Source organism: Streptomyces sp. NBC_01463 (genome assembly GCA_036227345.1).
Lineage (GTDB): Bacteria > Actinomycetota > Actinomycetes > Streptomycetales > Streptomycetaceae > Streptomyces.
The window spans coordinates 7,469,374-7,489,733 of sequence record CP109468.1 but is presented as its reverse complement, the minus strand read 5'-3'; the positions used below and the strand labels follow the sequence as shown (position 1 = coordinate 7,489,733).

The 20,360-nt window shown below is 72.1% G+C and carries 18 protein-coding genes and 1 riboswitch; of the genes, 2 read left to right on the top strand and 16 right to left on the bottom strand.

Features of this window, described 5'->3' with window-relative positions:
- Positions 1–45 precede the first annotated feature (45 nt).
- The 11 genes from OG521_33125 to OG521_33075 all read right to left on the bottom strand — a co-directional run bounded on the left by OG521_33125 (position 46) and on the right by OG521_33075 (position 10,624).
- Entirely contained in the window at positions 46–1,143 is a 1,098-nt protein-coding gene (locus tag OG521_33125; GenBank protein WUW25341.1) for a hemolysin family protein, read from the bottom strand.
- Complete coding sequence (locus OG521_33120) at positions 1,140–2,507, bottom strand: hemolysin family protein (protein ID WUW25340.1); 1,368 nt, start codon at positions 2,505–2,507, stop codon at positions 1,140–1,142. The genes OG521_33125 and OG521_33120 overlap by 4 nt, the downstream gene beginning before the upstream one ends.
- 184 nt (positions 2,508–2,691) lie before the next feature.
- Positions 2,692–3,144: a PH domain-containing protein gene (locus OG521_33115; GenBank protein ID WUW25339.1), complete on the bottom strand. Its 453-nt coding sequence runs from the start codon at positions 3,142–3,144 to the stop codon at positions 2,692–2,694.
- A gap of 20 nt (positions 3,145–3,164) precedes the next feature.
- Positions 3,165–4,013 (bottom strand): ATP phosphoribosyltransferase, encoded by an 849-nt coding sequence (gene hisG, locus OG521_33110; protein WUW25338.1) that lies wholly within the window; start codon positions 4,011–4,013, stop codon positions 3,165–3,167.
- Between the two features lie 68 nt (positions 4,014–4,081).
- The gene (locus OG521_33105) at positions 4,082–4,354 is read right to left on the bottom strand and encodes a phosphoribosyl-ATP diphosphatase (protein ID WUW25337.1); all 273 of its coding nucleotides are present in this window, start codon (positions 4,352–4,354) and stop codon (positions 4,082–4,084) included.
- A 35-nt stretch (positions 4,355–4,389) separates the two neighbouring features.
- Positions 4,390–4,875 carry a 6,7-dimethyl-8-ribityllumazine synthase gene (gene ribH / locus OG521_33100; GenBank protein WUW25336.1) on the bottom strand — a complete coding sequence of 162 codons (486 nt, stop codon included), beginning with the start codon at positions 4,873–4,875 and terminating at the stop codon, positions 4,390–4,392.
- Positions 4,876–4,920: 45 nt separating this feature from the next.
- Positions 4,921–6,219 (bottom strand): bifunctional 3,4-dihydroxy-2-butanone-4-phosphate synthase/GTP cyclohydrolase II, encoded by a 1,299-nt coding sequence (locus OG521_33095; protein ID WUW25335.1) that lies wholly within the window; start codon positions 6,217–6,219, stop codon positions 4,921–4,923.
- The gene (locus OG521_33090) at positions 6,216–6,860 is read right to left on the bottom strand and encodes a nicotinamide mononucleotide transporter family protein (protein ID WUW25334.1); all 645 of its coding nucleotides are present in this window, start codon (positions 6,858–6,860) and stop codon (positions 6,216–6,218) included. Before OG521_33090 ends, OG521_33095 begins: the two co-directional genes overlap by 4 nt.
- The gene (locus OG521_33085) at positions 6,857–7,474 is read right to left on the bottom strand and encodes a riboflavin synthase (GenBank protein WUW25333.1); all 618 of its coding nucleotides are present in this window, start codon (positions 7,472–7,474) and stop codon (positions 6,857–6,859) included. The genes OG521_33090 and OG521_33085 overlap by 4 nt, the downstream gene beginning before the upstream one ends.
- Entirely contained in the window at positions 7,475–8,575 is a 1,101-nt protein-coding gene (gene ribD / locus OG521_33080) for a bifunctional diaminohydroxyphosphoribosylaminopyrimidine deaminase/5-amino-6-(5-phosphoribosylamino)uracil reductase RibD (protein WUW25332.1), read from the bottom strand.
- A gap of 156 nt (positions 8,576–8,731) precedes the next feature.
- A riboswitch (FMN riboswitch) is annotated at positions 8,732–8,862 on the bottom strand.
- 583 nt (positions 8,863–9,445) lie between these two features.
- Positions 9,446–10,624, bottom strand: coding sequence for an ROK family transcriptional regulator (locus tag OG521_33075; protein WUW25331.1), 1,179 nt, complete (start codon positions 10,622–10,624; stop codon positions 9,446–9,448).
- A gap of 150 nt (positions 10,625–10,774) precedes the next feature.
- Between OG521_33075 and OG521_33070 the strand changes: the two genes are divergently transcribed.
- Complete coding sequence (locus OG521_33070) at positions 10,775–11,998, top strand: MFS transporter (GenBank protein ID WUW25330.1); 1,224 nt, start codon at positions 10,775–10,777, stop codon at positions 11,996–11,998.
- A 22-nt stretch (positions 11,999–12,020) separates the two neighbouring features.
- On the opposite strand, the gene OG521_33065 is transcribed toward OG521_33070, so the two are convergent.
- On the bottom strand, positions 12,021–13,307 hold the full coding sequence (locus OG521_33065; protein ID WUW25329.1) for an alginate lyase family protein: 1,287 nt from the start codon (positions 13,305–13,307) through the stop codon (positions 12,021–12,023).
- Positions 13,308–13,542: 235 nt separating this feature from the next.
- On the opposite strand from OG521_33065, the gene OG521_33060 reads away from it, so the two are divergent.
- Positions 13,543–14,937: an NCS2 family nucleobase:cation symporter gene (locus tag OG521_33060; protein ID WUW25328.1), complete on the top strand. Its 1,395-nt coding sequence runs from the start codon at positions 13,543–13,545 to the stop codon at positions 14,935–14,937.
- A 5-nt stretch (positions 14,938–14,942) separates the two neighbouring features.
- On the opposite strand, the gene OG521_33055 is transcribed toward OG521_33060, so the two are convergent.
- The 4 genes from OG521_33055 to OG521_33040 form a co-directional block, all read right to left on the bottom strand.
- On the bottom strand, positions 14,943–16,055 hold the full coding sequence (locus tag OG521_33055; GenBank protein WUW26886.1) for a glycoside hydrolase family 6 protein: 1,113 nt from the start codon (positions 16,053–16,055) through the stop codon (positions 14,943–14,945).
- Positions 16,056–16,256: 201 nt separating this feature from the next.
- Positions 16,257–17,192, bottom strand: coding sequence for a GNAT family N-acetyltransferase (locus OG521_33050; protein ID WUW25327.1), 936 nt, complete (start codon positions 17,190–17,192; stop codon positions 16,257–16,259).
- Positions 17,189–19,339 (bottom strand): peptidase C14, encoded by a 2,151-nt coding sequence (locus tag OG521_33045; GenBank protein WUW25326.1) that lies wholly within the window; start codon positions 19,337–19,339, stop codon positions 17,189–17,191. Before OG521_33045 ends, OG521_33050 begins: the two co-directional genes overlap by 4 nt.
- Before the next feature lie 63 nt (positions 19,340–19,402).
- Positions 19,403–20,242 carry an SDR family oxidoreductase gene (locus tag OG521_33040; GenBank protein WUW25325.1) on the bottom strand — a complete coding sequence of 280 codons (840 nt, stop codon included), beginning with the start codon at positions 20,240–20,242 and terminating at the stop codon, positions 19,403–19,405.
- Between the last annotated feature and the right edge of the window lie 118 nt (positions 20,243–20,360).

Below are 20,360 nucleotides of genomic sequence, written 5' to 3'. Positions count from 1 at the left end.
CCGCCCCGGCCACCGGTGCGACCCGGCGGCCGGGGGCGGCGCGCGCTATCCGACCAGGGCGGACAGTTCGTCCGAGCCGCTCTGCCGGTCCTCGTTGCGGCGGGGCTCCGTGACCCGGTGCGCCGGGTCACGTACCTCCCCGACCAGCATCTCCAGTACGTCCTCCATGGCGACCAGGCCGAGGACCCGGCCCGACGCGTCGGCGACCTGGGCCAGATGCGTCGCCGCGCGGCGCATCACGGTCAGGGCGTCGTCCAGGGGAAGCTCTGCCCGGACGGTCGCCATCGGGCGCCACACGTGCTGCGGGACCGCCCGCTCGCCGTCCTCCAGATCGAGGACGTCCTTGACGTGCAGGTAGCCCATGAACGGGCCGCCGCCCTCGGCGCAGACGGGGAAGCGCGAGTAGCCGGTCCGTACCGTGAGCTCCTCTATCCGGCGCGGGGTGACGGAAGGGTCCACCGTCACCAGGTTCGCCCGGCGCAGCAGCACCTCGGTGACGGGGCGGCTGCCCAGTTCCAGGGCGTCCCCCAGCCGTTCCTGCGCCTCCGGCTCCAGGAGTCCGGCCTGTCCGGAGTCCTCGACCAGCCGGTTGAGCTGCTCGCTGGTGAAGACGGCCTCCACCTCGTCCTTGGGCTCGACCCCGAAGAGCCGGAGCACCAGCCGGGCGCAGGCGCCCAGCGCCGAGGTGACCGGGCGGCAGAGGCGGGCGAAGCCGACGAGGCCGGGGCTGAGCCACAGCGAGGTCTTCTCCGGGGCCGCCATCGCCAGGTTCTTCGGGACCATCTCGCCGATGACGAGGTGGAGGAAGACGACGAAGACCAGCGCCAGCACGAAGCCGAGCGGATGGACCAGCTCCTCGGGCAGACGGGCCGCGTGGAAGACCGGCTCCAGCAGCCGGGCGACGGTCGGCTCCGCGACGGCGCCGAGGGTCAGCGAGCAGACGGTGATGCCGAACTGGGCGGCCGCCATCATCTGCGGCAGGTTCTCCAGGCCGTACAGCACCTGACGGGCCCGGCCCGACCCGGCTGCCGCCAGGGGTTCGATCTGACTGCGCCGCACGGAGACGAGAGCGAACTCCGCGCCGACGAAGAAGCCGTTCGCCAGGACGAGAAGTCCGGCGAAGACCAACTGGACCAGGCTCATCGTGCGGCCTCCAGAACACCGCGGGAACCGTGCTCGGAGACTGCCCCGGAGGGCTCGGACAGGCGCACGAAGCGGACCTTCTCGGCCCGGTAGTGGCCCACCTGGCGGACGGAGATCCGCCAGCCCGGCAGTTCGGCCCGGTCGCCGGGGGCGGGAATCCGGCCCAGCAGATCGGCGACCAGTCCGGCCACCGTCTCGTACGGGCCGTCGGGTACGTCGAGGCCTATGCGCCGCAGGGTGAGGACCCGGCAGCTGCCTTCGGCGTCCCAGGCGGGCCGGCCGTCCTCGGGGGCGGCGGGGGCCAGCTCGGGACGGTCGGCGCCCACGGCGTCGTGCTCGTCCCTGACCTCGCCGACGAGCTCCTCGATGATGTCCTCCAGGGTGACGACCCCGGCGGTGCCGCCGTACTCGTCGACCACCACGGCGATCGGCTGCTCCTTGCGCAGCCGCTGGAGCAGCTGCTCGACGGGCAGCGTCTCGGGCACCAGCAGCGGCGGCACGGCGATCCGGCCCGCCGGGGTCCGCAGCCGGTCCTGGACGGGGACCGCCAGCGCGTCCTTGAGGTGGATCATGCCGACGACCTCGTCGATGCGCTCCCGGTAGACGGGGAAGCGGGAGAGGCCGGTGGCACGGGTGAGGTTGAGGACGTCCGCCGCGGTCGCGGTGGACTGCAGCGCACTGACCTTCACGCGCGGGGTCATCACGTGCTGGGCGGTGAGCCCGGCGAGCGACAGGGTCCGTACGAAGAGGTCCGCGGTGTCCTGTTCGAGGGTGCCGGCCTCGGCCGAGTGCTTCGCGAGGGAGACGAGCTCGCCCGGTGTACGGGCGGAGGCCAGCTCCTCGGTCGGTTCGACGCCCAGCAGCCGGACCAGCCGGTTGGCGACGGTGTTCAGCAGGCCGATCACCGGGCGGAAGACCCGGGTGAAGACCTGCTGGGGTGCGGCGACGAACCGGGCGACCTGGAGCGGCCGGGAGACCGCCCAGTTCTTCGGTACGAGTTCGCCGATGACCATCTGGACGGCGGCCGCGAGCAGCATGCCGAGGACCACGCTGATGCCGGGGACGGCACCGTCGGGCAGACCGGTCAGGGCGAGGGGTCCGGCCAGCAGCTGGGCGAGGGCCGGCTCGGCGAGCATGCCGACCACCAGGGAGGTGATGGTGATGCCGAGCTGGGTGCCGGAGAGCTGGAAGGAGAGTTCGCGCAGGGCGTCGACGACGGTACGGGCACGTCGGTCGCCCTCGGCGGCGGCGCGTTCGGCGTCCGCCCGTTCCACGGTGACGAGCCCGAACTCGGCTGCCACGAAGAACCCGTTGGCGAGGATGAGAAGGAATGCCGCGCTGAGAAGCAGCAGGGGGGTGGTCATGCCGCCGCCTCCACAGAAGGGGCGGCGCAGGTACTACCGGACGATCCGTCCATTGCTGGAGGGAGTCACTCCTTGGGTCGCAGGAAAGCCCCGCAGGCCTCGGGGGCCTCTGGTGCGGGGCGGGGCGCACAGGGCGCCGCCGCCCTCCAGAGTAATCAACAAGAGGCCGTGCGGGGCAGGGGGCTCAGCCGTTGTCGTTGCCGGTGCCGTGGTTCTCGGCGAGGGCGCGCAGCGCCCGGGCGTCCCGGATGGCCTGCTCCTTGGCGATTCCGGGCTGGATGCCGAGGGCCGGCATGCTGGTGCCGTCGCTGAGGTCGAGGAAGACCCACGGGTCGCCCGCGCGCAGGTTGACGCGCACGATCTCCGCCCAGGACAGCCGCCGGGAGCGGGTGAGATTGACCACCGTCACCCCGCTGTCGTCCGCGACGACCCTGGGGCGGCTGAGCAGCGCCAGGACGCCGAAGAACAGCGCGGCGGTGAAGACGAAACTGGCCCGCTCTCCCCCGCTGAGCTGTTCCAGTGTGAAGGCGACGACGGTGATGACGGCGAACATCACCGCTCCGACGCTCAGCAGGACTACCCGGGTACGGGTCGGCCGGAAGGTGACCGGGAGGTCGGGGAGTACGGGGGCTGACATGGTCTCTTCCGTCCCCGCCGTCAGAGGCGGCAGGCGTGGATGGCCGTGGTGAGGATCGCGCGGGCGCCCAGGTCGTACAGGTCGTCCATGATCCGCTGCGCCTCCTTGGACGCGACCATCGACCGGACGGCGACCCAGCCCTCGTGGTGCAGCGGGGAGATGGTCGGCGACTCCAGGCCCGGGGTGAGGGCGACGGCGCGCTCCAGGTGCTCGACGCGGCAGTCGTAGTCCATCATCACGTAGCTGCGGGCCACCAGGACGCCCTGGAGACGGCGCAGGAACTGCTGGACCTTGGGCTCGTCGCCGGGAGCGCCCTTGCGGCGGATCACGACCGCTTCCGACTTCATGATCGGCTCGCCGATCACTTCGAGTCCGGCGTTGCGCAGGCTGGTGCCGGTCTCGACGACGTCGGCGATGATCTGGGCGACGCCGAGCTCGATCGCGGTCTCCACGGCACCGTCGAGGTGGACGACGGAGGCGTTGACGCCGGTCTCGGCCAGGTGCTTGGCGACGATGCCCTCGTAGGACGTGGCGATCGTCATGCCGTCGAAGTCCTCGGGGCCCGCGGCCGTGCCCGGCTTGGTGGCGTAGCGGAAGGTGGAGCGGGCGAAGCCGAGCTGGAGGATCTCCTCGGCTTCGGCACCGGAGTCCAGCAGCAGGTCGCGGCCGGTGATGCCGATGTCGAGGCGGCCCGAGCTGACGTAGATCGCGATGTCGCGCGGGCGCAGGTAGAAGAACTCGACCTGGTTCTCGGGGTCGACCAGGACGAGTTCCTTGGACTCCTTGCGCTGCTTGTAGCCGGCCTCATGCAGCATCGCCATCGCAGGCCCGGAGATAGCACCCTTGTTGGGGACGGCGATGCGCAGCATGAGGTCGGGTTTCCTTTGCGACAGGGGTGTCTGGATACGTAAGGACAGGTGCGGTGCGGTGGTCGTGCTCAGAGGTGGGCGTAGACGTCGTCGAGGGAGATTCCGCGCGCGACCATCATCACCTGGACGTGGTACAGCAGCTGCGAGATCTCCTCGGCGGCGGCGTCCTTGCTCTCGTGCTCGGCGGCCATCCAGACTTCGGCGGCCTCCTCGACGACCTTCTTGCCGATGGCATGCACGCCCTTGTCCACCAGTTCGGCGGTACGCGAGGTGGAGGGGTCGCCGTTGGCGGCCTTGAGCTGCAGCTCGGCGAAGAGCTCTTCGAAGGTTTTGTTCGCCATGATGTCCTTAAGAATACGGGGTCCCGGACCCGCACTCAGCGCCAGGGTTCGCTGACCGAGCGCAGTGTGGTGGCGGTGGCCACGGCGGCGGTGACCGCTTCGTGCCCCTTGTCCTCGTTGGACCCCTCCAGGCCCGCCCGGTCGAGTGCCTGCTCCTCCGTGTCACAGGTGAGGACGCCGAAGCCGACCGGGACGCCGGTGTCGACCGCGACCTGGGTGAGGCCGTTGGTGACGCCGTGGGACACGTATTCGAAGTGCGGGGTGCCGCCGCGGATGATCACGCCGAGGGCGACGATCGCGTCGTACCCGCGTCCGGCGAGCACCTTCGCGACGACCGGGAGCTCGAAGCTGCCGGGGACCCGCAGCAGGGTCGGCTCGTCGATGCCCAGTTCGTGCAGGGCGCGCAGTGCACCGTCGACGAGCCCGTCCATGACCTTCTCGTGCCACTGCGCCGCGACGACGGCGACGCGCAGGTCACCGCAGTTGCGTACGGACAGTTCGGGTGCGCCCTTGCCGCTCATGTTTCTGCCTATCTCGATCGGATGACTGCTGGGACGTGCTGACGGTTACTGGTTGCCGCAGGTCGACACCGCGGCGGCGTCGAGCCAGGGCAGGTCGTGGCCCATGCGGTCGCGCTTGGTGCGCAGGTACCGCAGGTTGTGCTCGCCGGCCTGCACGGGCATCGGCTCCCGGCCGTTGACGGCCAGTCCGTGCCGCAGGATCGCGGCGGTCTTCTCGGGGTTGTTCGTCATCAGGCGCAGGCTGTGGACGCCGAGGTCCTTGAGGATCTGGGCACCGGCCGCGTAGTCCCTGGCGTCCGCGGGCAGACCGAGCTCCAGATTGGCGTCGAGGGTGTCGACGCCGCGCTCCTGGAGTTCGTACGCCCGCAGCTTCGACACCAGGCCGATGCCGCGGCCCTCGTGGCCGCGCAGATAGACGACGACGCCGCGGCCCTCCTCCGTGATGCGCCGCATGGAGGCGTGCAGCTGGGGGCCGCAGTCGCAGCGCTGCGACTGGAAGATGTCGCCGGTCAGGCACTCGGAGTGGACCCGGACCAGGACGTCCTCGCCGTCCCCGATGTCGCCGTGGACCAGGGCGACGTGCTCGACGCCGTCCACGGTGGAGCGGTAGCCGTACGCGGTGAACGCGCCGAAGTTCGTCGGCAGCCGCACCTCGGCCTCGCGGCGGACGGTGGGCTCGGAGGTGCGCCGGTAGGCGATCAGGTCCTCGATGGAGATGATCGTCAGCCCGTGCTTGCGGGCGAACGGGACCAGCTGGGGCAGCCGCAGCATCACACCGTCCTCGCCCGCGATCTCGACGATCGCCCCGGCGGGCCGCAGCCCGGCGAGCCGGGCGAGGTCCACGGCGGCCTCGGTGTGGCCGTTGCGCACGAGCACCCCGCCGGAACGGGCGCGCAGCGGGAAGACATGGCCGGGGCGCACGAAGTCGCCGGGGCCCGCCGTGCCGCCCGCCAGCATCCGGAGCGTGGTGGCCCGGTCGGCGGCGGAGATGCCGGTGCTCACGCCGTGCGCGGCCGAGGCGTCGACGGAGACCGTGAAGGCCGTCTTCATCGACTCGGTGTTGTGGTCGACCATCTGCGGCAGTTCGAGCCGCTCCAGCTCGTCGTTCTCCATGGGCGCGCAGATCAGACCGCGGCACTCGCTCATCATGAAGGCGACGATCTCGGGCGTGGCCTTCTCGGCCGCGATGACGAGGTCGCCCTCGTTCTCCCGGTCCTCGTCGTCGACGACCACGACCGGCCGGCCGGCGGCGATGTCGCGGATGGCCTGCTCGACGGGGTCGAGGGAGAGGTCCTCGATGGGTGCGTCGTGTTCCCGGTGCAACCAGGTGGGCTGGGCAGTCATGCCGTGGCTCCTTCCAGAGCGGGTGTCCGCGTACGCAGCCACCAGTCGCGCATGCCCCACAGGACGAGGGCCCCGTAGACGACGTAGATGAGACCGGAGAAGGCGAGACCGCTGTGGAAGTTCAGCGGGACGCCGACCAGGTCGACGAGGAGCCAGGCGAACCAGAACTCGACCATGCCGCGCGCCTGGGCGAGCATCGCCACGAGCGTTCCGGCGAATATGTACGCGTCCGCCCACGGGCTCCACGAGAGCGAGGGGAACGCGGTGAACAGCCCGCCGACCGCCAGAGTGCCGACCGCGGCCCCGCCGAGCAGGTAGCCGCGCTCGCGCCAGGTGGCGAACCGTACGGCGATCGAACCGTCCTGGGCCTGCTGCCGGCCCCGGGTCCACTGCTGCCAGCCCCACACGGCGACGGCGATGACGATGAGCTGCTTGCCGACGCTGCCCGCCTGGTGGACGGAGACGTTGGCGGCGACCAGGACGACGCCCGACAGCAGCTGCGCGGGCCAGGTCCAGATGGAGCGGAGCCAGCCCAGCGTCAGGGCGATCAGACCGATCGTGTTGCCGATCATGTCGGACCAGATGATGTGCTGGTCGAAGACGGTGAACGCCTCCGAGTTCAGCCAGTGCAGAGCGCTCACTTCGCCGGCCCCCCGGGCTTCTGCGCGGAGTTGCCGAGCAGCCGCTCGACGTACTTCGCGATGACGTCCACCTCGAGGTTGACCGGGTCGCCGGGCTCCTTGATGCCCAGCGTGGTCAGGGCGAGCGTGGTGGGAATGAGGCTGATGGTGAAGTAGTCGGGTCCCGCGTCCACGACGGTCAGGCTCACGCCGTCGACGGTGATCGACCCCTTCTCCACCACGTAGCGGGTCAGGTCCGCCGGCAGGGAGATCTTCACGATCTCCCAGTTCTCGGAGACCTTGCGCTCGACGATGTGGCCCGTGCCGTCGACATGGCCCTGGACGATGTGCCCGCCGAGCCGGCCGCCGAGCGCCATGGGGCGCTCCAGGTTGACCCGGGAGCCGGTCGCCAGCGCGCCGAGGCTGGAGCGGTTCAGGGTCTCGGCCATCACATCGGCGGTGAACTCGTGCTCGCCGAGGTCCACGACGGTCAGACAGACGCCGTTCACCGCGATGGAGTCGCCGTGCTTGGCGCCCTCGGTGACGACGGGACCGCGCAGGCGGAATCGGGAGGCGTCGTCGAGCTTCTCGACGGCGGTGACCTCACCCAGTTCTTCGACAATTCCGGTGAACACTCAGTTTTCCTTCCGGGCGGGGCCGGGAACGGCGGTGATCCGCAGATCGGGGCCGATGCGTACGGTCTCGGTCACATCGAGGCGCAACGCCTGGGCGATGGTGGAGATTCCGGCGTCGGCGAGGGCCGCGGGGCCGGCGCCGAGGAGCACGGGGGCGAGATAGCCGACGACCCTGTCGACCAGTCCCGCCGCGACGAAGGCCCCGGCCAGGGTCGGGCCGCCTTCGAGCAGTACGGAGCGGACGCCGCGCCCGTGAAGCGCGGCGAGCAGTGCGGGCAGGTCCAGTCCGGGGCCGTCCGCCGCGCGGGGCAGCCGCAGGACGGCCTCTTCGGGCAGGTGGCGGGCGTCGGCGTCGTCGGCGACCGCGATCACGGTGGGTGCGGTGGGGTCCAGGACCCTCGCACCCGGCCGTACGGCGGTCGCGGCGGTGTCCACGACGACCCGCAGCGGCTGGACCGCGCCGTCGATGCCCCGCACACCGAGCTGGGGATCGTCGGTGCGGGCGGTACCGGCGCCGACCAGGACCGCGTCCGCCTCCGCGCGCAGCCGGTGCACGTCGGCGCGGGACTCCGCCGAGCTGATCCAGCGGCTCGTGGCATCCGCGGCCGCGATCCGGCCGTCCAGGGTCGCCGCGTACTTCCAGGTGACGTGCGGGCGTCCCAGACGCATCGACGTCAGCCAGGCCGCGTTGCCCTGCTCGGCCTCCTCGGCGAGGAGCCCCTGCTCGGCCTTGACCCCGGCCGCGCGCAAGGTGTCGGCGCCGCCGGTGGCCTGCGGGTTCGGGTCGCCGACCGCGTAGACGACCCGGGCGATCCCGGCATCGATGAGCGCCTGCGCGCAGGGGCCGGTGCGGCCGGTGTGGTTACAGGGTTCGAGGGTGACGTAGGCGGTGCCGCCACGGGCCTTCTCGCCGGCCGCGCGCAGGGCGTGAACCTCGGCGTGCGGCCCGCCGGCGCGCTGGTGGAAGCCCTCGCCCACGGGGTTGCCCGCCGCGTCGAGGACGACACACCCGACGACCGGATTGGGGCTGGTGGAGCCGAGGCCGCGGGCGGCGAGCGTGATCGCTCGGCGCATGGCGGTCGTGTCGGCTGCGGTGTCCACCGGGTCCTCCTGCCTCTTCGGGCACGGACTCCGGGGCCTGTCGATGAAGACAGATGAAGCGGAACGCTGAACAGGGACGCCGGAACATCCGAAAAACGGATGGATCGGTCGCCCGAAAACCACCCGCCGACGGCGGCGTACCCGCGAAACGGCCCGCCGCGCACTGCCTCCCATCCGGACTTTCACCGTCGGTCCAGGAATCTCACCTGGTCAACCGGCCGCTGGATGCGGACGGGTCGCGGACTATAACCGCCGGTTCGGAATTACACCGACCCCGGAGTGCGCTGCTGCTGGTACACGATCAGTGTGCCACGACTGGCCGTGAGCCATACGGGTGAACGCTGTGGAGTGGCTCACAGACAGGCCGTGACAAGGCGGTTTTCGGACACGGTTGCCGCTGCGCTCCTGGGGTGCGGGGCCCCGTGTTGCGGGGGCGCCATTGTCCGGTGGGTGGGGGTGGGGGCCCTCCGGGGCGTCTCCTCAAAAACTGGCGTGGCAACCGGAGACGTAGCGGGGGCCGGGTATTACGCCATTCTTCTGCGGGGACCCCCCTGCACGCCCCCACCCGCTCTCGCGTGCGTCTGAACACCGGCTCAGCTTTCTGCCGCGGACGCGGGACGGCCGGGTCCGGGGCCGTGCAGGGGAGTCCCCGCAGGACGACGAACACATACCCGGGTCCATCGCGTGGGACTGGAAACGTTCGTCGTTTGAGGAGACGCCCCGGAGGGGCACCGGACCCCCACCCACCGGGCAGGCGCCCCCGGGTCGCGGAGCACCCGCACAATCCAGCCCGTCGAGGGGGTCCCCCCATGCCCTTAAGGCTATGGGGGAGATTGAGGACGGAACCCCGCACCACGGACCGGCGCAACGTCACACCGCCGGGGCGAACAACGCGTCCTGCGCCGCCTCCCGCGCCACAAGCAGCGCGCCGCGCAGGACCGCGGTGCCGCCGAGCAGCCCGGCCCGGACCTCCGTGCGCAGGGGCGACATCAGGGCGAGCCGTTCCTCGACCCGGGCGGCCAGCGCGTCGCCGCCCGCGTGGCCGACCTCCCCGGAGAGCAGGACACAGCCGGGGTCCAGGACCGAGGCGACGGCCGCGGCCCCGGTGGCGAGGCGGTCGGCGAGGGTGTCGAGGAAGGTCTCGCTGTCGCCCTCGCCCGCGAGGGCCGCACGCACGGCGACCGCGGCGCCGGGTTCCCGGCCGCCGGCCGGTGCGGTGATGCCGTGGGCGGCGGCCAGTTCGCAGAGCGGGGCCGAGCCCACGAGCGAGTGGAATCCGCCGTCGCAGTTGACGGAGGAGGGCGTCCCGGCCGTGCCGGGCACCGGCAGGAAGCCGATCTCCCCCGCGCCGCCCGACGCGCCGCGGCGCAGTTTCCCGTCCAGCATCACCGCCGCCCCGACACCATGGCCGAGCCAGAGCAGGACGAACGTGTCGTGGTCCCGGGCGGCGCCGACGCGGTGTTCGGCGACGGCGGCGAGGTTGGTCTCGTTCTCCACGAGCACGGTCGCGGACAGGCGTTGCTGGAGGGCGCGGACCAGGCTGCGGTGCCAGGCGGGCAGGCCGGTCGTGTCGCGGAGTTCACCGGTGACCGGGTCGATCAGGCCGGGGGCGCCGATGCCGACGCTGTGCAGGGGCGCCGTCCCGGCCTTGCGCGCTGTGCGCTCCAGGAGGGCGACTGCCTGTGCCACCGCGTCGTCGGCGGCGGTGTCGCTGCCGATCGGCAGGGTGGCCTCGGCGAGGGTGACGCCCAGCAGGTCGGCGACGACGACGGCGACGCTGTCGGTGCGTACGTCGAGGCCGGCCAGGTGGGCGCGGTCGGCGACGATCCCGTAGAGCCGGGCGTTGGGCCCCCGGCGCTCGGCCCCGGCCTCGCCGACCACCCGGACGAGTCCCGCTCCCTGCAGTCGTTCGACGAGGTCGGCGACGGTGGGCCGGGAGAGTCCGGTCAGGGTCTTCAACTGCGTGGCCGTCAGGGGGCCGTCCTGCTGGAGGAGGCGCAGGGCCAGCCGGTCGTTGATGGCCCGGGCGGTGCTCGGTGATGCGGGCATGCCGGGATCCTTCCAGATCACTGTCGCGATGCAGACGCTCTATTTATCAGGCAGGGTTCCTGATAGTTTACTGCCCGCATCGTGGAGAAGGGCGCCCGGGAGCGTCACGAACCGCGCGGACAGAGAATTTCCAGGGGAGGGAACGGTGGCATGACGACGGATTCCACGGCCAAGGTCTTCGGCATACAAGAGGTGAGGCGGGCCAGGTACGCCGTTGCCGCGGTCTTCACCGTGCACGGCGCGGTGACCGGGAGTTTCGCCACCCGGGTGCCCTGGATCCAGGACCACGCCGGGGTCAGCGCCGGGCAGCTCGGCATCGCTCTGGCGTTTCCCGCGATCGGCGCCTCGCTCGCCATGCCGCTCGCCGGTGCGGTCAGTCACCGTTTCGGCGCGCGGACCGCGTTGCGCGGGCTGCTGGCCCTGTGGACCCTGGCGCTGATCCTGCCGTCCCTGGCCCCCAGTCTGCTGACCCTGTGCGCGGCGCTGTTCCTTTACGGGGCGTCGGCCGGCATGTCGGATGTGGCGATGAACGCGCTCGGGGTCGAGGTGGAGAACCGCCTCAACAAGTCGATCATGTCCGGGCTGCACGGGATGTGGAGCGTGGGCGCCCTGATCGGTTCGGCGGCGGGCACGGTGGCCGCCCATCTGGGAGCCGACGCGCGGCTGCACCACACGATCGCCGCTCTCGTCCTGACCGCACTGGGCCTGATCGCCTGTCAGCGGGTGCTGGACCTGCGCAGCGAACCGGACGAGGAGCCGCCGCCGCGCTTCGCGCTGCCGCCGAAGTCGGCGCTGATCATCGGTGCGGTCGGTTTCTGCGCGGTGTTCGCCGAGGGGGCCAGCCTGGACTGGTCGGCGGTCTACCTGCGTGATGTGCTGGACAGTTCGGCGGGGCTGGCCGCCGCGTCGACGACCGCGTTCACCCTGACCATGGCGGTCGCGCGGATCGCCGGTGACCGGGTCGTCGACCGATTCGGCGCGGTGCGCACCGTACGGACCGGCGGCGTCCTCGCGACGATCGGCGGGGTCATGGTGGTCACCGCTCCGAACGCGGCGCTGGCGATGAGCGGGTTCGGCCTGATGGGGCTCGGCATCGCCGTGGTCGTGCCGCTCGCCTTCGCGGCGGCCGGGCGCAGCGGTCCCAATCCGAGCCAGGCCATCGCGGGCGTCGCGACGATCACGTACACCTCGGGTCTCATCGCCCCGTCGGCCATCGGTTCCCTGGCGGAGGCCACGTCGCTGGTCGTCTCGTTCGGTGTGGTGTCGGTGCTGGCGTTCGGGCTGGTGCTCGGTGCCGGGGTGCTGCGGGCCGGGGACCGGAAGACCGTGGCGGGATCGGACGCGACGAGCAGGGCGGCGGCGCCGCGCCCCTGAGCGCAGGGGCGCGGCGGGCCGTTCAGCCGGCGATCGAGTCGAGCTGTTCGGCGGCGGGCCGCAGGGCCCAGAGGTCTCCGCCGGGCGGTGTCTCCAGTTCCGCCACGGCGGCCCGGGCCTTCGCGTCACCGGCGTCGGCGGCCGCGTGCACGATGTCGCTCGCCGCGTAGCGGTAGAACTCCAGCTCCGGGTGGGGCCAGGGCGCTGCACCCGTTGCGGCGGGCAGGAGGTAGTCGACCGCCTTGAACAGGCTCTGGCCCTGCGGACCTTCGTACGCCCAGAGGTCCACCCCGACGTGTCGGCCGATGGCCGCGAGGCGGGTGTAGGCGACCAGGTCGAAGGTCGAGTAGTGCCAGCTGCGGGTGCGTGCCAGTTCCTGCGGCTGGGTGCCGTCGCCGGCGATCTGCGGATCGATGCGGAGTGCGCGGGCGGCCAGGACGGTCCTGCGGGCGAGCGCCTTGTCGCCGGTGGCGAGGGCGAGGCCGGCGATCTGCATGTCCTGGAAGGTGCCGTGGTTGTTCTGCGCCGCGGACTCCTGCTTCCCGAAGTCGGAGTCGACCAGCCAGTCGAGGAACGCGGCGTTCCAGCTCCGCATGGCGGTCCGGTCGTTCGTCGTCCAGCCGGGGGCGCCGGTGTCGAGCAGGGCGACGGCATCCAGGACCGATGTGTACTGCTGGGAGAAGTCGATGATGCCGATCGCCCGGCCGTCGTACTTGCAGGGGATGAACTGCCCGTGGTTCAGGTTGGGGTTCATCCGGGTCGCCGGGTCCAGGAACCAGGTGCGCAGGATGTCGGAGGCGTGTTCCGCGTACTGCTTCCGGCCCGTGTAGTACCAGGCGAGGCTGAGGGTGGTCACGGAGTTGAAGACCTTGCCGATGTCGGGGCGGTCGGTGCCGGTGTCGACCTCGGGATTGCGTTCGCCGTCGCGCTGGACGTACGGGCAGCCCCAGGGGTTCTCCGTGGTCCTCGGCTGGGACGGCCACCAGTAGGGCGCCTGGCTGAGGTAGTCGTGCGGGTCGCCGCCAGGTGCGGGCTTCGGCTTGTCGACGACCGTCCAGGGGCCCTGGCCGAGCCACTCGTCCGCCTTGGCGGTGAGGGAGCGCAGCGCGGTGCGCAGGGCCGGGTCGCCGTGGTCGAGCCGGACCTTGGTCTGCTGGATGCGGTGCCCGTCGATGACCACGGTCGCCGGGGTACGGGACGGCGGGTGGCCGGGCGGGGCCGCCGAGGCGGTGGTGGGGACGAGCAGGGCGGTCAGGGCGGCCGCGGTGGCGAGGAGGGCGCCGAGGCGCCGACGGGGACTTCCACTCATCGAACACTCCCAGTCATGTATATGAACAATGTTCACGAGCAAGACCGTGCGAGCGTAGGGCCGACCGTTCTGAGTGACAATGCCTCGCGCACGATTCACGGATGGGACCCCGCCGGGCCACCGAACCCGGCGGGGTGGACATTCCGGACCGGCACTACCATGGCGCTGATCATTTCTGCGGTGCTGCCGTACCCGTCGAGGTACCGGACTCCGCATCTACACACAGGGAGCAACCATGGGCGGCCTCGGCGTGCGCTGGACCTTGCACGGCGACGGGAAGACGCCCGCACCGGGAGCGGTGGTCCGCCCCGACGAGCGGCTCACCTGGCCCCGGACGTTCGGGCTCGGCGCCCAGCACGTGGTCGCCATGTTCGGTGCGTCGTTCGTGGCCCCGGTGCTCATGGGGCTCGACCCGAACCTGGCGATCATGATGTCGGGTGTCGCCACGGCCATCTTCCTGCTGGCCACCCGCGGTCAGGTGCCCAGCTATCTGGGCTGTTCGCTCTCCTTCGTCGGGGTGGCCGCCACCATCCGGGCCAGTGGCGGCAGCAGCGCGGTCGTCACCGGTGCGGTCTTCGTCGTCGGGGCCGTCCTCTTCCTCGCCGGTCTCGCGGTGCAGCGGTTCGGCGCCCGGATCATCCACGCGGCGATGCCGCCGGTGGTGACGGGCGCGGTCGTGATGCTCATCGGCTTCAACCTGGCACCGGTCACCGCGTCGACGTACTGGCCGCAGGACCAGTGGACCGCCCTGCTGGTGATGCTGTTCACCGGACTGGCCGTGGTCTGCCTGCGCGGTTTCTTCTCCCGTATCGCGATCTTCCTCGGTCTCGTCTTCGGCTACGTGCTGTCCTGGGTCCTGGACCGTGTCTTCGGGAAGATCCACTCACCGGCGGGCGGGGCCGAGGCCGTGGACCACTGGCGGCTCGACCTGTCGGGCGTCGGGAAGGCCGACTGGGTCGGACTGCCGACCTTCCACGCACCGAGCTTCGAGTGGTCGGCGATCCTGGTCGCGCTGCCCGTCGTCATCGCGCTCATCGCCGAGAACGCCGGCCATGTGAAGGCCGTCGGTGAGATGACCGGCCACTCCCTGGACAGCAAGCTGGGCACCGCGATCGCCGCGGACGGCGCCGCCTCGATGCTCTCGACCGCCGTGGGCGGCCCGCCGAACACGACGTACTCCGAGAACATCGGGGTGATGGCCGCGACCCGGGTCTACTCCACCGCCGCCTACTGGGCGGCCGCCTGCTTCGCCCTGCTGTTCGGCCTCTGCCCCAAGTTCGGCGCCGTCGTCGCCGCCATTCCCGGCGGGGTGCTCGGCGGCATCACCGTCATCCTGTACGGCATGATCGGCCTGCTCGGCGCCCAGATCTGGCTGAACGCCAAGGTCGACCTGCGCAACCCGCTGAACCTGGTGCCGGCCGCCGCGGGCATCATCATCGGCGTCGGCGGGGTCAGCCTGAAGATCTCCGACAACTTCGAACTGAGCGGGATCGCGCTCGGCACCATCGTGGTCATCACCGGCTACCACGTGCTGCGCGCCTTCGCCCCGGCCCATCTGAAGACGCAGGAGCCACTGCTGGACTCGGGCACGTCCGCGTACGACAAGGAGCCGCCGGCCGACGGCTCCTGATCCGGTCAGCCCGTCGCCAGCTGGTAGGCGTAGTCGGGGGTGAAGGCCCCTGCCGCACCCTTGCAGCCGTCGGACTCGCCGGGCAGCTTCACCCACAGATAGGCGTCGATCCGGGACTCCCCCGTGGCCGTCGTGGGGGCCCGGCCCAGCGCCCGGCCCGCCGGATCGCACCACTCGCCCGCCTTCGGCGCCCCGTTCCCGTTGCGGCTGGTGTCGATGACGGCGCCGAGCCGCGCCGGGCCGCCGAGCTCGGCCAGCACCCGGCGGGCGTAGGCGGCCTCGTCCGCGGTGCGGTGGAAGTTCGACACATTGGTGAAGATGCCGTCGCTGCTGCTCGCCGCACCCGCCGCCCGCAGCGCCGCGGCCTGCTTCGAGGCCGCGTGCCAGCCCGAGTGGCCGCCGTCGAAGTAGACCCTGGCCTTCGGGTTCGCCGCGTGCAGGGCGTCGCCCGCCCGCGCCAGCGAGGCATAGCGCGCCTGCCGGTCACCGGCGGACAGGCAGTCGGCGAGCGCGACGGAGTCGGGCTCCAGGATCACGATCACCGGCCCGCTGCCGAGCCCCGCCGCGAACTCCCGTATCCACGCGTCGTACGCCGCGAGTCCGGGAGCACCACCCTGGGACGCCCCTCCGCAGTCCCGGCCGGGGATGGCGTAGGGCACCAGGACCGGTGTCCGGCCCGCCCGGGCCGCGGCCGCTGTCACCGACCGGACCTGACCGGTGACGGCCCCCGGGTTGTAGGCGGCGAACCAGACGGCGGCGGGCTGCGCCGCGATCCGGGTCTCGATCAGCGGGCGCCGCGGGTCGCCGCGGTGGGCCGCGACCCAGTCCAGGACCTGGGACTCGGGGTGGCGGTAGAGCCTCCCGGCGGGCGGGACCGCGGCGCCGCGGGACGCCGGCGGCGCCGGTTTCGAGGGGCGGGGCGCGGGTGAGGCGGTGGAGGCCGGGGCGGACGGGGTGCGCGGGGCGGCCGTCGCGCTCGGCACGGCGGGCAGGGGCACCACCGTCGGCGACGCCGTGGTGTCGGGGCGGGCCGTGGTCCGGTCCTCCTCCCCCGCGACGGCGGAGATCACCCCGGCAGCCGTGCCCACGGCCACCACGGCCGACGCGACGGCCGCCATGGCGTGCCTGCGCGCACGGCGTCTGCGTTCCCGGAACTCCCGCTGCGCGACCCGGCGTTGTGTGCGTGCCCCCGACACTCCCCGTTCCCCTCCCCGGCCCCGGCGACGACCCCCGGGTGCCACGGCGAGCCTACGGGCGGGGCGTCGGCCCAGGGTGCGGTTCGGGCAGTCGGACCACTTCGCGGACCGGACCGCCGGCGCTCAGAAGCAGTCGCCGTACCAGTGGACGGCGCCGGGCGCGGTGACGGTGGCCCGTACGGACTCGGCGGTGGCGTGCAACGGCTTCGCCATTCCCACGTGTTCCGTCACCTGCCGGGCATCGGCCAGCAGGGCGGGAAGCGCGGCCGCCAGGCCTGGGCCGTCGGGGATCCGGACGCGGGCCCGGACCGCCCCCGCCGCCCGGCCGCGGGACGCGACGGCGGCGAGCAGTGCGCCCAGGCTCGCGATCTCGCCGGCGAACTCCCGAACCTCCACGCAGTCCCCCTCGTCCTGCGCGACGATCCAGCCGGCCAGTGCCCCGGAGCCGGGGTCCACCGCCACCAGGGACTTCTCGACGGGGCCGTACCAGGCGGGCACACGCACCGCCCAGTCCCCGGGTTCCCGCAGGGAGCTCAGCGGCCGGCCCGCGTTGTACGCGTGGTGCAGCGCGGCCACCTCCGCCGCGTCCCGCGCGGTGGCCTCGCGGACCGGGAGGGTGCCGGGGGCGGCCGCCGGGGCGGCCAGGGTCCCCTCGGTGTACGAGCTCGGGAACTCCTGCCATCCCGAGCCCCGGTAGACACCGGGTGTGCCGGTGAACAGCAGTGACCAGGCGCACTGTTCGGCGGCCATCGTGCGCTCCGCCGCCCCGAGCAGCCGCCGCACCAGACCCTGTCCCCGGGCCCCGGGGCGGGTGGCGACGCTGCCGATGCCGCCGACGCGCTGCGGGGTCCCGTGCGCGTCGCGGATCAGCCGCGGCACGTAGACGACGACCGCGTCGACCCCGTCGCCCGCGGCGTCGCACGCCACGAACGTGCGGCGGTGGCGCCGGGGGTCCAGGGCGTGCAGGGCGGTGATGTGCGGGGCGTCGAAGCACTCCTGCCACAGCGCGGCCAGGGCCGGGTCGTCGGCGGCGGTCGCCGTGCGGATCAGGGTGCTCACAGAACCAGGTTCCCGTCGGTGCGGACGGTGGCGCCGTCGCCCGGCATCGCCGTGCGTCGTGTGCCGTCCTCGACACACGCGGTGTGCAGGACCGAGGCGAGGGCGTCCGGGGCGAGGTGGAGGGTGCCGCCGGTGTAGCGGCTGCCGGTGGCCGCGTAGTGGTTGGTGCCGTCGGCGATCCGGACGTGGGCGGTGTCCGGTCCGGCCGCCGTGCTGCTGATCCCGGTGATGTCCCAGGTCACCCTCCCCGGGCCGTCCGCACGGCCGAGCAGCGCCTTGGCCTTGTTGCTGCCGGTGAACCGGGCGCCGCCGGTCACGGTGATCCGCTGGTCGCGCACACCGCTGAGCTCGATGCCGGTGTTGTCGTACGTACCCCCGTCGATCCGCAGGTCCGCCGAACCGGCCGAGACCGGGGCCGCGTTGTCGGTGCCGGTGACCGTGCAGTCGGTGAAGTGCACGGGTCCCGCACCGCGCAGGATCGCGCCGTCGACACCCTTGAACGTGCAGCGCACGAAGTGGACGGGCGCGGTGACCGGTGTCTGGACGAGGACGGCGCCGGCGGGCGGCTCGAAGGAGCAGTCGCTGATCGTCGTCGGCCGGGTGGAGCGGGCCGAGCGCTGGGCCACGGCGAAGGTCTTCGCGGTGCAGCCGCGCACCTGGGCCCCGTCGGCGTTCACGGTGAGGGTGCCGGCCTGGTCGAAGGTGGGGCGTGCGATCACCGTGACGTCCTCCAGGGTCAGGTCGGTGATCTTCGTGTTGGCGGTGAACCAGGAGCAGACGTGTCTGCGTACGGTGATCCGCTTGGCGGAGATGCCCCACTGGGCGCCTGAGTTGGCGATGTCCATCAGCCCGGAGTTGCCGTCGAAGAGCAGGTCGTGCTCGTACTGGCCGTGGGTGGTGAAGGGGTTGCCGCCCGCGTCGTCGCCGTCGCCGTGGCAGTTCACGACGGTGCAGTAGGCGGAGGCGGTGAGGTCGTTGAGGTGGCGCACGTTGCTCGTGGTGCAGTCGGCGACCCGCCCGTACAGGCAGTAGATCTGCTGGGTGAGATAGCCCGCGCCGCCGTACTCGACGGTGGGCGGGTTCTTCAGGGAGCAGTCCTCGGTGCGGAAGCGGGTGCACCAGCGGCGCATGACGACCGGCCAGAAGGTGCCGGTGGCGTGGATGCCGGAGACGTCGCATCCGACGGCGTACTCGAAGCTGACGGGGTGGGAGCCGGTGTACTCGTCGGGTCCCGCGCCCTCGAAGCGCATGTTGCGGATGTGGGTGTTGCGCACCGGTTCGATGCGGGTCCAGGTGAGGGTGCGGCCCTCGGCGAGTTCCCAGCCGTTGAGGTAGCCGATCCGGATGTGGCCCGCGTCGATGATCTCGGTGATCTCGACCAGCTTCTGGAGCTCGCGCTCGTCCCCGCCGCCGCCCGCGACCGGGTCGACCTGCACGGCCCACCACTGGCCTACGGCGAACGCCTTGGCGTCGGGGACCGGGAAGGTGTCGGTGAGTTCGATGACCTGGCCGGAGAGCGCGTGTCTGACGGTGGTGTCGGTGATGGTGCCGCGGAAGGAGAGGACGGCGCCGAAGGGGTTGTCGTGGGTGTTCTTCTCGATGTTCTCGGTGCGGATGTGGTGGCCGCCGAAGTCGAGTTCGATGTGGGAGCGGTCGAAGAGGTGGCGTTGGGTGAGGAGGAGGTCGGTGTGGGCTTCGATGCGGTGGACGGTGGGGTCGTTGACCATGGTGTCCAGTGCGGTGTCGGCGGGGGTGCCGGCGTCGAAGTGGCCGAAGGTGCGGAAGTCGAGGGTTCCGGTGTGGAGCTGGTGCCAGCGTCCGGTCTTCGTCGTGCCGTTGGGGGCGATGACGGTGCCGGCGTTGTGGGTGGCGGTGGATTTCTTGTTCCAGCGCAGGGCCATGGTGCCGCCGTCGCCGGGGGTGTTGTAGCCGGCGACGATGACGTGGGTGCCGTCGGCGAGGGGCTTGGTGTTCAGGGCGCGCAGGGCGGTGACGGTGTCCAGGTGCAGGACGTCACCGGTGTGTGCGGGGGCGGCCTGCGCGGAACCGGTGGCCACGGCGGTGCCGGCCATGACCAGACCGGCCAGACCCGAAGCCCGCAGCACACTGCGACGGGACGAGGCGGGGGACGAAGCAGGGGCGGACATGACGGAGGTGCTCCTCGCGTTGTCGATGCGTGCTCGGGGGTACCGACTGCCGGTCGGCCGCGGTCAGATCGTGTTGCGGTAGGGCGGCATGAAGCGCATCCGCGGCATCTGGTCGGCCAGCACTCCCCCGTCCACGACGAGGCGCGCACCCGTGAGGTAGGCCCCCGCGTCCGAGGCGAGCAGCAGCAGTGCGCCGACGCACTCGTCGGGCTGCGCGTACCTGCCGAGCGGGATGCGCTCGCGGTACGCGGACTCGAAGGCCTCCCGGTCGAAGGGGAACTCCCCGTCGATGGGGGTCTCGACCATGCCGGGGGCGAGGGTGTTGGCGGTGATGCCGTGCGGGGCGAGTTCGACCGCCAGGGTCTCGGTGAGCAGCTGTGCGGCGGCCTTGGAGGCGTTGTAGTGGGCCAGGCCGGCCTCCGCCACGAGGGCGTTCTTCGAGGTGATGGTGATGATGCGGCCGGCGACGGAGTCGGCCGTCATGTGTTCGGCGACGCGCTGGCTGAGGAAGAACACCGCGTCGACGTTGACCCGCATGATGTGCGACCAGCCGGCCGGGGTGATCTCGTTGAAGCGCTCCAGGGCCGCCGTGCCCGCGTTGTTGACCAGGATGTGCAGCGGCCCGGCCTCGGCGCGCACCGTGTCGACGAACGCGGACAGCGCCTCGATGTCCGCGAGGTCCTGCCCGTAGACCCGGCAGCGCCGGCCGAGCGCCTCGATCGCCGCGGCGGTCCCGGCGACGCCCTCGGCGTCTGGCAGGTCGACCAGGACCAGGTCCGCGCCCGCCTCGGCGAGCCCGACGGCGAAGGAACGGCCGAGGCCCCGGGCGGCCCCGGTGACGACCGCGGTGCGGCCGGTCAGGTCGAAGCGGTCGGTGCCGCGGGGCGGGACGGCTGCGGTCATCGCGGGTTCCTTCGGGCGAGGGCGGACGGGGAGAAGCGGGGGGTGGGCCGCCGCGCGGGACACAACAGGGTGGGGAGCGCGGCGGCCCGTCTGCGGACCGGCACCGGGTACCGAGGGG

Bases quoted from the DNA above. Each gene is read 5' to 3' on its own strand.
- OG521_33125 (WUW25341.1), bottom strand. From the start codon at position 1,143: ATGAGCCTGGTCCAGTTGGTCTTCGCCGGACTTCTCGTCCTGGCGAAC.
- OG521_33120 (WUW25340.1), bottom strand. From the start codon at position 2,507: ATGACCACCCCCCTGCTGCTTCTCAGCGCGGCATTCCTTCTCATCCTC.
- OG521_33115 (WUW25339.1), bottom strand. From the start codon at position 3,144: ATGTCAGCCCCCGTACTCCCCGACCTCCCGGTCACCTTCCGGCCGACC.
- hisG (WUW25338.1), bottom strand. From the start codon at position 4,013: ATGCTGCGCATCGCCGTCCCCAACAAGGGTGCTATCTCCGGGCCTGCG.
- OG521_33105 (WUW25337.1), bottom strand. From the start codon at position 4,354: ATGGCGAACAAAACCTTCGAAGAGCTCTTCGCCGAGCTGCAGCTCAAG.
- ribH (WUW25336.1), bottom strand. From the start codon at position 4,875: ATGAGCGGCAAGGGCGCACCCGAACTGTCCGTACGCAACTGCGGTGAC.
- OG521_33095 (WUW25335.1), bottom strand. From the start codon at position 6,219: ATGACTGCCCAGCCCACCTGGTTGCACCGGGAACACGACGCACCCATC.
- OG521_33075 (WUW25331.1), bottom strand. From the start codon at position 10,624: ATGCCCGCATCACCGAGCACCGCCCGGGCCATCAACGACCGGCTGGCC.
- OG521_33070 (WUW25330.1), top strand. From the start codon at position 10,775: ATGACGACGGATTCCACGGCCAAGGTCTTCGGCATACAAGAGGTGAGG.
- OG521_33065 (WUW25329.1), bottom strand. From the start codon at position 13,307: ATGAGTGGAAGTCCCCGTCGGCGCCTCGGCGCCCTCCTCGCCACCGCG.
- OG521_33060 (WUW25328.1), top strand. From the start codon at position 13,543: ATGGGCGGCCTCGGCGTGCGCTGGACCTTGCACGGCGACGGGAAGACG.
- OG521_33055 (WUW26886.1), bottom strand. From the start codon at position 16,055: ATGGCGGCCGTCGCGTCGGCCGTGGTGGCCGTGGGCACGGCTGCCGGG.
- OG521_33045 (WUW25326.1), bottom strand. From the start codon at position 19,339: ATGTCCGCCCCTGCTTCGTCCCCCGCCTCGTCCCGTCGCAGTGTGCTG.
- OG521_33040 (WUW25325.1), bottom strand. From the start codon at position 20,242: ATGACCGCAGCCGTCCCGCCCCGCGGCACCGACCGCTTCGACCTGACC.